Source organism: Stutzerimonas sp. NM35, from assembly GCF_054604355.1.
The window spans coordinates 1,265,892-1,277,009 of record NZ_CM137728.1; the positions used below are offsets into that span (position 1 = coordinate 1,265,892).

The following is an 11,118-nucleotide window of genomic DNA, read 5'->3' on the forward strand; positions in this document are numbered from 1 at the left end:
GGAAGTCGTTCATGAGTCACCTCGCCAATCAATCTTTTGTCCCTCTCAATATTGCCGTTCTGACGGTCAGCGATACGCGTTCGCTGGATACCGATACCTCAGGCCAGCTGCTTGTCGACAGGTTGCTTGAGGCTGGGCACCGGCTTGCCGAGCGGGTGTTGCTGAAGGACGACATCTATCGGATTCGTGCGCAGGTTGCCCACTGGATCGCCGAAGACAGGGTGCAGGTCGTGTTGATCACCGGCGGCACCGGCTTTACCGCGCGTGACAGTACGCCGGAAGCGGTTGCTTGCCTGCTGGACAAGCAGGTCGATGGTTTTGGCGAGCTGTTCCGGCAGATTTCGGTTGCGGATATCGGCAGCTCCACCGTGCAGTCACGTGCCTTGGCCGGGTTGGCCAATGCGACGCTGGTCTGCTGCATGCCGGGGTCGACCAATGCCTGCCGAACCGCCTGGGATGGCATTCTTGCCGAGCAGCTCGATGCGCGACATCGTCCCTGCAATTTCGTGGCGCACCTCAAGCAGGCCGCGCCCTGCGAGAGTCGCTCATGACGCTGGCTGCGCCGTCGGCGCTGATGTCGGTGGAGGAGGCGCGCGAAGCTCTGTTGAAGATGGCGCATGGCGCAGCGATTCAGGATGTCGAGACAATTGCGCTGGGCGAGGCGGATGGACGTGTGCTGGCCGAGCCGCTGGTTGCGCAGCTGGATCTGCCGCCGTGGCCCAATAGCGCCATGGATGGTTACGCCCTGCGCCGGGCGGATCTGGATGGCCAGCCGCTAGTGGTCTGCCAGAAGATCTTCGCGGGCAGTCAGCCGCTACCGCTGCAGCCGGGCTGCTGTGCGCGAATATTCACCGGTGCGCCCATGCCGGAAGGCGCGGACAGCGTCGAGATGCAGGAGAACGTCGAACTGCTCGAAGATGGTCGGGTGCGCTTCGTCGAACCGGTCAGGTGTGGTCAGCATGTGCGGCCACAGGCGGGGGAGGTTCGCACTGGTGAGACCGTGCTGGAAGCGGGCGTCCAACTGGGGCCGATCGAGCAGGGGCTTGCCGCATCGCTGGGCGTCGCACGGCTGACGGTGGTGCGCAGGATCACGGTGGCGCTGCTTTCCACTGGCGATGAGCTGGCTGAGCCGGGGCAGCCGCTGGCGCCCGGGCAGATCTACAACAGCAATCGTGTGCTGTTGCGGCACTGGCTGCAGCGCCTGGGTTGTGAGGTGGTCGATGTCGGTATCGTGCCGGATGACCCTGCGCAGGTTCGTCAATGCCTGGCCGCGCTGCGGCAGGTCGATCTGATTCTCTCCACCGGCGGTGTTTCGGTGGGTGAGGCCGATTATCTGGGGCAGGTTCTGCGCGAGGAGGGTGAGCTGGCGTTCTGGAAGCTGGCCATCAAGCCGGGCAAGCCGCTGACCTGTGGCACCTATCACGGCGTGGCGGTAATTGGTCTGCCCGGCAATCCGGCGTCCACGCTTGTGACCTTCGGCTTGTTTGCGCGGCCTTATCTGCTGCGCCGCATGGGTGTCACGCAGGTAGAGCCTCTGAGTTTTCCGGTTCCCGCCGGCTTTGTCTGGGACAAGCCTGGCAAGCGTCGCGAGTATGTGCGGGCGCGGCTGGAGTCGGGCAGGGCGGTACTTTATCCCAACCAGAGTTCATCCATCCTGCGCAGTGCGGCCTGGGCCGACGGACTGGTTGAAATACGCGAGCACAGCCAGCTGCGTGAAGGCGATCCGGTGAGGTTCATCTCCTTCGCTGAACTGTTCGGCTGACACTTCTGTTCTCGGGCTGCGCGACAGACCGGCAAGCGGCCCGAGGTTCCGTCCAGCAAACAGCTGACAAACGGATCGTGCTTTCCATTGTCTACGTCTTTTCATCCTGCCAGTGACTGGTCGGGATTGGTGCGTCTGCTATTGCCCTACCAAAGGCCGATGAGAAGGAGGAACGGGATGCAGGAGAGAAACACCTGGGTCGATTACGCCAAGGGTATTGGCATCATTCTGGTGGTCTACGGGCATGTCGCGCGTGGTGTCTTCAATGCCGGCCTGCCGATGGATGAAGGTCGATACGTGCTGGTGGACAGCATCATCTACAGCTTCCATATGCCGCTGTTCTTCTTTCTTTCGGGCCTGTTCTTCTACGATTCCCTGATGAAGCGGGGCAAGACAGGGCTGATCGTTAACAAGATCGACACCATCGTTTACCCGTTCCTGCTCTGGTCGCTGTTGCAGGGGCTGTTCGAGGTGATCCTGTCGGACTACACCAACGGCGATGTCACTCTCTCGCAAGTGGTGTTTTCACTGGTCTGGTCGCCGCGTGCGCAGTTCTGGTTTCTCTATGCGCTGTTTCTGGTGTTCGTGGTGTGTTCGTTCATTTACGCCAAGGCTGGCCGCCGTCTTTTTCTGCCGATACTGCTGGTCTTTTCCGCTCTTTATGTCTTCAGGCAGGAGATGGTGGCCAACAGTGCCGTCCAGTTCGTTCTGGGCAACGCCGTGTTTTTCGCGCTGGGCATCTGGGTCAATGAGATCAAGGCATTCCTGCTGGCACGCCATACTCAGTTGATGCTGCTATTCGGTGCGCTGTTCGTGCTGGGGCAATATGTGTTTCATGTCACCCTTGGGCTGACCTGGGATGTCGGCGGTTTGCCGGTTCTCGTGCTGGCGACGATTTCGATCCTGTTCATGGTCACGCTGTCGATGTGGCTGGGACAGTTTCGTATCCAATGGCTGCTGTTCGTCGGCGCTTCTTCGATGACGATTTATCTGCTGCATATCCTGGCGGGCAGCGGGGTGCGGGTGATCATGAGCGCTGTCCTGGGTATCGATTCCATTGCCGTGCACCTGCTGGTCGGCACGCTGGTGGGGCTTGCTGCGCCCTTGCTGGCGCAGGTGATCATCCAGCGTTACAACCTGTATATGCTGCTGACGCCACCCAGATCGGTGTCCGCGACCCGCTTGCGCATGCGGGCAATGCTCACTCAATAGCCGCTAGCCGCAGCTGAGGTGGCGGATCACGCCTTTTTCATCCGTCGACAGCGTCAGGCGCCGGGCGTTGTATTCCAGCGTGACGACATCGTCAGGGCGGAGCAGGCGCGCCACCTCGGCGCCGCTGTCGCGACGGGCCTGGTCGAGCAGTGCGGGGCTGGCCTGCTTGCCAACCAGATCGCGTACCGCGGCGGCGTTGCAGTCGCCAGTGGCGGGTTGGGGCTGTGGCGAGGAGAGTGACTGGCAGCCCGCCAGCGTCAGGCCGAGCAATAGCAGTGCGGTCGTTTGAGTTTTCATGCTGTCTCCTGGAGCGTGATCGAGCTGTACGAACTGAAATTATCCTGAAAGGGAACTGGTGCAACAGCGACACCGTCTTAACTGCGATGGCCCATTGCGATGGCGCGAGGGCTGACGAACAAGATGAAGGAGTTCCGCCATGTTCAACTCGTCCCTGATGAAGCGTGTAGCCAGTATCCTGGCCGCGATGCATTTCATGCTGTTTGCACAAATCCCTTTGGCTCAGGCCACGATGATCGGCACACCAGAGGTGATTGCCGAACAACAGCAGCAGGTTGACCGCCAGCAGTTGCTGACGATGCTCGAAGATGCCGATGTGCAGAAGAAGCTTGAATCCATGGGTGTCGACCGTAATCAGGTTGAGCAGCGCATCAATAGCCTGACACCCGCGGAGCTTGCGCAATTCAACCAGCAGCTCGATCAGGCGCCGGCGGGTGCGGGTCCGAGTGTGGTTGGGGTCATCGTGCTGTTTCTGGTGGTCTTCATCATTACCGACATGCTGTGCGCGACCAATATCTTCAACTTCATCAATTGCATCAACCGTTGATAGGGAAACTGCTCCTGCTGTTCGGCGTCGTTCTGCTGGGGGCCTGTGCGCGTAGTCCAGTGGTGGTGACACCGCTGGACCTGCCCCAGCGGGTCGAGCTGGCCGAGGTGCCGTTCTTTCCTCAGGAGGATTACCAGTGCGGACCGGCTGCGCTGGCGACCATGCTGACTCATCGCGACATCGCTACTGATCCCGAGCAACTGGTCGGGCGTGTCTATATTCCGGGGCGAAAGGGCAGTCTGCAGGTCGAGATGGTGGCTGCGGCCAGGGCGCATGATCTGCTGGTCTATCCGCTTGAACCGCGTCTGGAAGCGCTGCTGGCCGAGGTGGCGGCGGGCAATCCGGTGCTGGTGCTGCAGAACCTGGCCTTCGACAGCTGGCCCCAATGGCATTTTGCCGTTGTGGTGGGTTATGACTTAGAGAGTCAGACGATCATTCTGCGCTCTGGCACCACCCAGCGCTGGACGGGCAGTTTTCATCAGTTCGAGCGCAGCTGGGCCAAGGGTGAACGCTGGGCCGTGGTGACGGTCGAGCCGGACCGGCTGCCGGCCAGCGCCAAGGAAACGGTATGGCTCAAGGCGGCGAACGATCTGGAGCAGACCGGGCGCAAGGATGCGGCGCGAAAGGCTTATGAGACGGCGGCGGAGCATTGGTCCGGTGGTTTGTCCTGGTTCGCGCTGGCCAATAGCTTGTATGCCGAAGGCGACCGGCGCGCAGCGGAACGCGCCTTGCGCAGCAGCATAGCGAGCGATGATGCCTTCGCGGTTGGCTGGTTCAACCTGGCCCAGGTGCTGGCCGAGCGCGGCTGCACGGCGCAGGCGTCCAGGGCGAAAGCCTGCGCCGTGCAACTGGCGCCCGAGGACCCGCGCTTTGCCGCCGGGCTGTCGCAGCCGCGCGAGCGGGGGGAGGTTTGTGAGCCGCTGCCATTATGCAGGTGAATGAAAGCTGTGTTGCCCGGCTCACGGCTTGGGCAGTGGCAGCGGGCTTGTCCGCGAGAATTTGCCGTAGGGTCGAACTTGTTTGACCGCCGCTGCGCAAATGGCCGAATGAATTCGGCCCTACGGTCGATCCAGCGAGCGCGCCCTGCGGGAGAGGCCCTAGCCGCGAGCTTTGGTTCTTTGGTTCGGGCGCGGGCGATAAAAGCTCGCGGGCAAGCCCGCCCCCACAAAAAGCAGGTGAACCCGCCAGCTGGTGGTGGGGGGTTATTGCCGGAATAACGCGCTATTTAGAATCCTATCCGGTCACGCAGGCTGTAATACAGCGCACCGAGGGCGCTGAGTGGTGCGCTGAAGCGTTGTCCGCCAGGAAACGGATAGTGCGGCAGGTTGGCAAAGGCGTCGAAGCGCTCGGCCTGGCCGCGCAAGGCTTCGGCAATGATTTTCCCGGCCAGGTGGGTATAAGTCACTCCATGCCCGCTACAACCCTGTGAATAATAGATGTTGTCACCGATCCGCCCGACTTGCGGCAGGCGCGACAGTGTCAGCAGGAAATTGCCGGTCCAGGCGAACTCCGTCCGAATGCCTTGCAGTTGCGGAAAGGTCTTGAGCATCTTCGCGCGGATAATCGAATCGATATCCGCCGGGTCGCGTGCGCCGTACACCACGCCGCCGCCATAGATAAGGCGCTTGTCCGCCGAGAGGCGGAAATAGTCGAGCAGGTAGTTGCAGTCCTCGACGCAGTAATCCTGCGGCAGCAGGCTGGCGGCGAGTTCATCGCCCAGCGGCTCCGTGGCGATCACCTGGGTGCCGCAGGGCATGGATTTGGCGGCCAGCTCGGGCACCAGGCCGCCGAGGTAGGCATTGCCCGCGACGACCACGAACCTGGCGCTGACCCGGCCATTGGCCGTGTGTACGCATGGTGTGTCGCCACGCTCGATGCGAATCGCGGGACTCTGCTCATGAATGATGCCGCCCAGCGATTCCACCGCCGCCGCTTCGCCCAGCGCCAGGTTGAGGGGATGGATGTGGCCACCGCCGTGGTCGAGCATGCCACCGGCATAGCGCTCGCATGCCACGACGTTGCGGATGCCGTTGTGATCGAGCATTTCCAGCTGGTCGTAGCCGTAGCGCTGCCAAAGCGCTTTCTGCGCTTCCAGATGGCGCATTTGCCTGGAATTGAAGGCGGCGAATACGCCGCCGTTCTTCAGGTCGCAGTCGATGCCATAGCGTGCGACCCGCTCGCGAATGATCCGTGCGCCCTCGAATGCCATGGCGCCGATCAGGCGCGCCGCGTCCGGGCCGGCGCTGCGCTCGACGGCATCGATATCGCGGCTGTAGCTGTTGACGATCTGCCCGCCGTTGCGCCCGGAGGCGCCGAAGCCAACCCCGGCGGCTTCCAGCACGACCACCCGAAAACCCTGCTCCAGAAGAAAGAGTGCAGTAGAGAGTCCGGTGTAGCCTGCGCCGATCACGCAGACATCCGTCTCGATGGCATCGTTCAGGGGAGCGCGGTCCGGTGCCGGGTGCGCGGAGGCTGCATAATAGGAATCGGGATAGGGTGTGTGCGGCATTTCGTTAACCCCTGTTCTGAATATTTGACGCGATGCTAGCGCTACAAGCCCTTTCGCACCATAGGGACGCCGCCTGTGTTGCTTGCCGGTTTCAAAAATCACAAATATCAGTGGCTTAGCGAAAAAAAGCTTGACGCTGTCATGCGTATCTATAGAATGCGCGTCCATCGGAGGCACATAGCTCAGTTGGTTAGAGCACCACCTTGACATGGTGGGGGTCGTTGGTTCGAATCCAATTGTGCCTACCAAATTCCGAGAAAAAGGGTCGCGCTAGCGGCCCTTTTTTATTGCTCGACTTGTAAGGAGTCGGGCAGTTAAATAGCCCGTTTCGTTCATCCTCCAGTGACTTCGATTCGCGTCGGTCGGCCTTCGGGCTACTGCCATTGTGCGGCAGGCCAAGCCGGTGGATCGCTTTCCTGGCTCATCCCAACCCACGTGGCCTTTGGTAGGGGTCACCACTAGGAGAGGAGGCGCCATGCCCATCATTACTCTTCCTGACGGCAGTCAGCGTGCGTTCGATCATCCGGTTTCAGTTGCCGAGGTGGCTCAGTCCATTGGTGCCGGTCTTGCCAAGGCGACGATTGCCGGCAAGGTCAACGGTCGCCTGGTCGATGCCTGCGACCTGATCGAGAGCGACGCAACCCTGCAGATCATTACGCCCAAGGATGAAGAGGGGCTGGAAATCATTCGCCACTCTTGCGCGCATCTGGTCGGGCATGCGGTCAAGCAGCTCTATCCGACGGCGAAGATGGTCATTGGTCCGGTGATTGCCGAAGGCTTCTATTACGATATCGCCTTCGAACGTCCTTTCACGCCGGAAGACATGGCCGCCATCGAGCAGCGTATGAAGGCGCTGATCGACACCGAATACGACGTGATCAAGAAGGTCACCCCGCGTGCCGAGGTCATCGAGGTGTTCCAGGCGCGTGGCGAGGATTACAAGCTGCGTCTGGTCGAGGATATGCCGGACGAGCAGGCCATGGGCCTGTATTACCACGAAGAATACGTCGACATGTGCCGTGGGCCGCACGTGCCCAATACGCGTTTTCTCAAGTCGTTCAAGCTGACCAAGTTCTCCGGTGCCTACTGGCGCGGCGACGCAAAGAACGAGCAGTTGCAGCGTATCTATGGCACCGCCTGGGCCGACAAGAAGCAGCTGGCGGCTTATATCCAGCGCATCGAGGAAGCCGAGAAGCGCGACCATCGCAAGATCGGCAAGCGCCTGGGGCTGTTCCATGCCCAGGAAGAAGCGCCGGGAATGGTCTTCTGGCATCCCAATGGCTGGACGCTCTACCAGGTGCTTGAGCAGTACATGCGCCAGGTACAGCGCGAGAACGGCTACCAGGAAATTCGCACGCCGCAGGTCGTCGATCGCGTGCTCTGGGAGAAATCCGGGCACTGGGCCAACTACGCCGAGAACATGTTCACCACCGAATCGGAAAGTCGCGATTACGCGATCAAGCCGATGAACTGCCCGTGCCACGTTCAGGTGTACAACCAGGGCCTGAAGAGCTATCGCGAGCTGCCATTGCGCCTGGCCGAGTTCGGCGCCTGCCACCGCAACGAGCCGTCCGGCGCGCTGCACGGCATCATGCGCGTGCGCGGTTTCACGCAGGACGATGCGCATATCTTCTGTACCGAAGAGCAGATGCAGTCCGAGTCGGCTGATTTCATCCGGCTGACGCAGGCGGTGTATGCCGACTTCGGTTTCGAGGACATCGAGCTGAAGCTCTCGACCCGCCCGGAAAAGCGCGTCGGCTCCGATGATCTGTGGGATCGCGCCGAGGCGGCTCTGGCAGCTGCGCTGGACAGCGCGGGGCTGCCTTACGATCTGCAGCCGGGTGAAGGCGCTTTCTATGGACCGAAGATCGAGTTCTCGCTCAAGGACTGCCTGGGGCGTGTCTGGCAGTGCGGCACGCTTCAGCTGGACTTCAATCTGCCGATCCGTCTGGGTGCCGAATACGTCAGCGAAAACAATGATCGCCAGCATCCGGTCATGTTGCACCGGGCGATCCTGGGTTCGTTCGAGCGCTTCATCGGTATTCTCATCGAGCATTACGAAGGTGCGTTCCCGGCCTGGCTGGCGCCGACGCAGGCAGTGGTGATGAATATCACCGACAAGCAGGCCGATTTCGCGAGCGAAGTGGAGAAAATTCTCAATCAGAGCGGCTTCCGTGCCAAGTCCGACTTGAGAAACGAAAAGATCGGCTTTAAAATCCGCGAGCATACCTTGCTCAAGGTTCCCTATCTTCTGGTTATCGGAGATCGGGAAGTCGAGACACGATCCGTTGCCGTGCGCACCCGTGAAGGAACCGATCTGGGCTCCATGCCCCTGGATGATTTCGCCCGGTTGCTCGCACAAGCGGTTTCCCGGCGTGGTCGCCAAGAATTGGAGTAATCACTATTAAGCGTGAAATGAGACAGGATAAACGAGCTGCACCCAAGGCCCCGATCAACGAGAATATCTCGGCTCGTGAGGTCCGTTTGATTGGTGCTGATGGCGAGCAGGTTGGCATCGTCTCGATTGATGAAGCGCTTCGTATTGCTGAAGAAGCGAAGCTGGATCTGGTGGAAATCTCCGCTGATGCAACGCCTCCCGTATGCCGGGTGATGGATTACGGCAAGCATCTGTTCGAGAAGAAGAAGCAGATTGCTGCGGCGAAGAAGAACCAGAAGCAGATCCAGGTCAAAGAAGTGAAGTTTCGCCCAGGGACGGAAGAGGGCGACTATCAGGTCAAGCTGCGTAACCTGATACGTTTCCTGAGTGAAGGGGACAGGGCCAAGGTGTCGTTGAGATTCCGAGGTCGTGAGATGGCCCATCAGGAGCTGGGGATGGAACTGTTGAAGCGGGTCGAAGCTGACCTCGCTGAATACGGCTCGGTCGAACAGCATCCGAAGATGGAAGGACGCCAGCTGATCATGGTCATCGCTCCCAAGAAGAAAAAGTAACCTCCAGGGCACTGGCAGGCCTTGCGGTTATTTGTAATCACCCACACTGTGGAGTACCGAACATGCCAAAGATGAAGACTAAAAGTGGCGCTGCAAAGCGCTTCAAGAAGACGGCTAATGGCTTCAAGCACAAGCACGCTTTCAAGAGCCACATCCTGACCAAAATGTCTACCAAGCGTAAGCGTCAGCTGCGTGGTACATCTCTGATGCACCCGTCTGACAACGCAAAAGTAGAGCGCATGCTGCGCGTACGTTAATCGGTCAAGAACAGAGGAATAACTCATGGCTCGTGTTAAGCGTGGCGTCGTCGCTCGTCGCCGTCACAAGAAAATCCTGAAACTCGCAAAAGGCTACTACGGCGCTCGTTCGCGCGTGTTCCGTGTTGCCAAGCAGGCGGTAATCAAGGCTGGCCAGTATGCCTACCGTGACCGCCGTCAGCGCAAGCGTCAGTTCCGCGCTCTGTGGATCGCTCGTATCAACGCCGGTGCGCGTGTAAACGGTCTGTCCTACAGCCGTTTGATCGCTGGCCTGAAAAAAGCGGCCATCGAGATCGACCGCAAGGTTCTGGCCGAGTTGGCAGTGAATGAAAAAGCAGCTTTTGCTGCGATTGTCGAAAAAGCTAAAGCTTCTCTGGCTTAAGCCCATCGATAATCTCGAATCTTAGGATTCGTGGCGTCACCGATAGGGGAAGAGCCTTGTGCTCTTCCCCTATTTCGTATTTGAAGGGGCCTTTGCAAAAGTGCATGTGGCGGTGCGGCTCAGGCTGCTGTCGCCGGGTGCGGTTCTGCAAGAACCTCTGGAGGTTGTACATGGAAAACCTGGATGCACTGGTCTCGCAAGCGCTTGAGGCGGTGCAACATAGCCAAGACATCAATGCCCTGGAGCAGATCCGGGTCCAATACCTCGGCAAGAAAGGCGAGCTGACCCAGGTCATGCAGACGCTGGGCAAGCTGTCTGCCGAAGAGCGGCCAAAGGCCGGCGCCCTGATCAATGCAGCCAAAGGCCGTGTGCAGGATGAGCTGAACGCGAAGAAGGCCCGTCTCGAGCAGGCGGCGCTGAGCGCCAGGCTTGCAGCCGAGCGCATCGATGTGACCCTGCCCGGCCGCGGTGAAGCCAGCGGCGGCTTGCATCCGGTAACCCGCACGCTTGAGCGTATCGAGCAGTTTTTCAGCCATATCGGCTACAGCGTTGCCGAAGGTCCGGAAGTCGAGGACGACTACCACAACTTCGAAGCGCTGAATATTCCAGGGCATCACCCTGCGCGGGCGATGCACGACACCTTCTATTTCGATGCCCGGATGCTGCTGCGTACCCATACCTCGCCGGTACAGGTGCGCACCATGGAGTCGCAACAGCCGCCGATTCGCATCGTCTGCCCCGGTCGGGTCTATCGCTGTGATTCGGATATCACCCATTCGCCAATGTTCCATCAGGTCGAAGGCCTGCTGATCGACGAAGGCATCAGTTTCGCGGACTTGAAAGGCACCATCGAGCAGTTCCTGCGGGTGTTCTTCGAGAAGCCGTTGGGCGTGCGTTTCCGTCCGTCATTCTTCCCCTTCACCGAGCCTTCGGCTGAGGTGGACATGCAGTGCGTGATGTGCAGCGGCAAGGGCTGCCGTGTGTGCAAGCAGACCGGCTGGCTTGAGGTGATGGGCTGCGGCATGGTGCATCCGAACGTGCTGCGCATGTCCGGCATCGATCCGGAGAAATACCAAGGCTTCGCGTTCGGCATGGGCGCCGAGCGGCTGGCTATGCTGCGTTATGGCGTCAATGATTTGCGCCTGTTCTTCGATAACGACCTCAGGTTCCTGGCGCAATTTCGCTAGGCGCTCGAAACGGTTA

Annotated in this window: 12 protein-coding genes and 1 tRNA gene; 11 read left to right on the forward strand and 2 right to left on the reverse strand. The window is 60.1% G+C overall.

Features of this window, described 5'->3' with window-relative positions:
- Positions 1 to 11 precede the first annotated feature (11 nt).
- From moaB to ACYCFC_RS06020, 3 genes are all read left to right on the forward strand, one after another.
- On the forward strand, positions 12 to 551 hold the full coding sequence (gene moaB / locus ACYCFC_RS06010; RefSeq protein ID WP_181087068.1) for a molybdenum cofactor biosynthesis protein B: 540 nt from the start codon (positions 12 to 14) through the stop codon (positions 549 to 551).
- Entirely contained in the window at positions 548 to 1,762 is a 1,215-nt protein-coding gene (locus tag ACYCFC_RS06015; RefSeq protein WP_459653427.1) for a molybdopterin molybdotransferase MoeA, read from the forward strand. Before moaB ends, ACYCFC_RS06015 begins: the two co-directional genes overlap by 4 nt.
- Positions 1,763 to 1,939: 177 nt before the next feature.
- Entirely contained in the window at positions 1,940 to 2,974 is a 1,035-nt protein-coding gene (locus ACYCFC_RS06020; protein WP_459653428.1) for an acyltransferase family protein, read from the forward strand.
- Between the two features lie 3 nt (positions 2,975 to 2,977).
- Here ACYCFC_RS06020 and ACYCFC_RS06025 read toward each other — a convergent pair whose 3' ends face one another.
- Positions 2,978 to 3,271 (reverse strand): I78 family peptidase inhibitor, encoded by a 294-nt coding sequence (locus tag ACYCFC_RS06025; protein WP_459653429.1) that lies wholly within the window; start codon positions 3,269 to 3,271, stop codon positions 2,978 to 2,980.
- A 139-nt stretch (positions 3,272 to 3,410) separates the two neighbouring features.
- Between ACYCFC_RS06025 and ACYCFC_RS06030 the strand changes: the two genes are divergently transcribed.
- The gene (locus tag ACYCFC_RS06030; RefSeq protein WP_181087071.1) at positions 3,411 to 3,818 is read left to right on the forward strand and encodes a PA2779 family protein; all 408 of its coding nucleotides are present in this window, start codon (positions 3,411 to 3,413) and stop codon (positions 3,816 to 3,818) included.
- The gene (locus ACYCFC_RS06035; RefSeq protein ID WP_459653430.1) at positions 3,815 to 4,756 is read left to right on the forward strand and encodes a PA2778 family cysteine peptidase; all 942 of its coding nucleotides are present in this window, start codon (positions 3,815 to 3,817) and stop codon (positions 4,754 to 4,756) included. Before ACYCFC_RS06030 ends, ACYCFC_RS06035 begins: the two co-directional genes overlap by 4 nt.
- A 287-nt stretch (positions 4,757 to 5,043) precedes the next feature.
- On the opposite strand, the gene ACYCFC_RS06040 is transcribed toward ACYCFC_RS06035, so the two are convergent.
- A complete protein-coding gene (locus ACYCFC_RS06040) occupies positions 5,044 to 6,327 on the reverse strand; it encodes an NAD(P)/FAD-dependent oxidoreductase (RefSeq protein WP_459653431.1) in 1,284 nt (427 codons plus the stop codon).
- Between the two features lie 171 nt (positions 6,328 to 6,498).
- On the opposite strand from ACYCFC_RS06040, the gene ACYCFC_RS06045 reads away from it, so the two are divergent.
- The 6 genes from ACYCFC_RS06045 (at position 6,499) to pheS (ending at position 11,102) form a co-directional block, all read left to right on the forward strand.
- Positions 6,499 to 6,575, forward strand: a tRNA-Val gene (locus tag ACYCFC_RS06045).
- 227 nt (positions 6,576 to 6,802) lie between these two features.
- On the forward strand, positions 6,803 to 8,725 hold the full coding sequence (thrS, locus tag ACYCFC_RS06050) for a threonine--tRNA ligase (protein ID WP_181087074.1): 1,923 nt from the start codon (positions 6,803 to 6,805) through the stop codon (positions 8,723 to 8,725).
- Positions 8,725 to 9,276, forward strand: a complete 552-nt coding sequence (infC, locus tag ACYCFC_RS06055) for a translation initiation factor IF-3 (RefSeq protein ID WP_181087086.1) — start codon at positions 8,725 to 8,727, stop codon at positions 9,274 to 9,276. The genes thrS and infC overlap by 1 nt, the downstream gene beginning before the upstream one ends.
- Before the next feature lie 62 nt (positions 9,277 to 9,338).
- On the forward strand, positions 9,339 to 9,533 hold the full coding sequence (gene rpmI, locus ACYCFC_RS06060) for a 50S ribosomal protein L35 (RefSeq protein ID WP_014852591.1): 195 nt from the start codon (positions 9,339 to 9,341) through the stop codon (positions 9,531 to 9,533).
- Positions 9,534 to 9,558: 25 nt separating this feature from the next.
- The gene (gene rplT / locus ACYCFC_RS06065; RefSeq protein ID WP_131648508.1) at positions 9,559 to 9,915 is read left to right on the forward strand and encodes a 50S ribosomal protein L20; all 357 of its coding nucleotides are present in this window, start codon (positions 9,559 to 9,561) and stop codon (positions 9,913 to 9,915) included.
- A 170-nt stretch (positions 9,916 to 10,085) separates the two neighbouring features.
- On the forward strand, positions 10,086 to 11,102 hold the full coding sequence (pheS, locus tag ACYCFC_RS06070; RefSeq protein WP_181087075.1) for a phenylalanine--tRNA ligase subunit alpha: 1,017 nt from the start codon (positions 10,086 to 10,088) through the stop codon (positions 11,100 to 11,102).
- The last annotated feature ends 16 nt before the right edge of the window (positions 11,103 to 11,118 follow it).

Coding starts and splice junctions, on each gene's coding strand:
- moaB (WP_181087068.1), top strand. CDS start 12: ATGAGTCACCTCGCCAATCAATCTTTTGTCCCTCTCAATATTGCCGTT.
- ACYCFC_RS06015 (WP_459653427.1), top strand. CDS start 548: ATGACGCTGGCTGCGCCGTCGGCGCTGATGTCGGTGGAGGAGGCGCGC.
- ACYCFC_RS06020 (WP_459653428.1), top strand. CDS start 1,940: ATGCAGGAGAGAAACACCTGGGTCGATTACGCCAAGGGTATTGGCATC.
- ACYCFC_RS06025 (WP_459653429.1), bottom strand. CDS start 3,271: ATGAAAACTCAAACGACCGCACTGCTATTGCTCGGCCTGACGCTGGCG.
- ACYCFC_RS06030 (WP_181087071.1), top strand. CDS start 3,411: ATGTTCAACTCGTCCCTGATGAAGCGTGTAGCCAGTATCCTGGCCGCG.
- ACYCFC_RS06040 (WP_459653431.1), bottom strand. CDS start 6,327: ATGCCGCACACACCCTATCCCGATTCCTATTATGCAGCCTCCGCGCAC.
- thrS (WP_181087074.1), top strand. CDS start 6,803: ATGCCCATCATTACTCTTCCTGACGGCAGTCAGCGTGCGTTCGATCAT.
- rpmI (WP_014852591.1), top strand. CDS start 9,339: ATGCCAAAGATGAAGACTAAAAGTGGCGCTGCAAAGCGCTTCAAGAAG.
- rplT (WP_131648508.1), top strand. CDS start 9,559: ATGGCTCGTGTTAAGCGTGGCGTCGTCGCTCGTCGCCGTCACAAGAAA.
- pheS (WP_181087075.1), top strand. CDS start 10,086: ATGGAAAACCTGGATGCACTGGTCTCGCAAGCGCTTGAGGCGGTGCAA.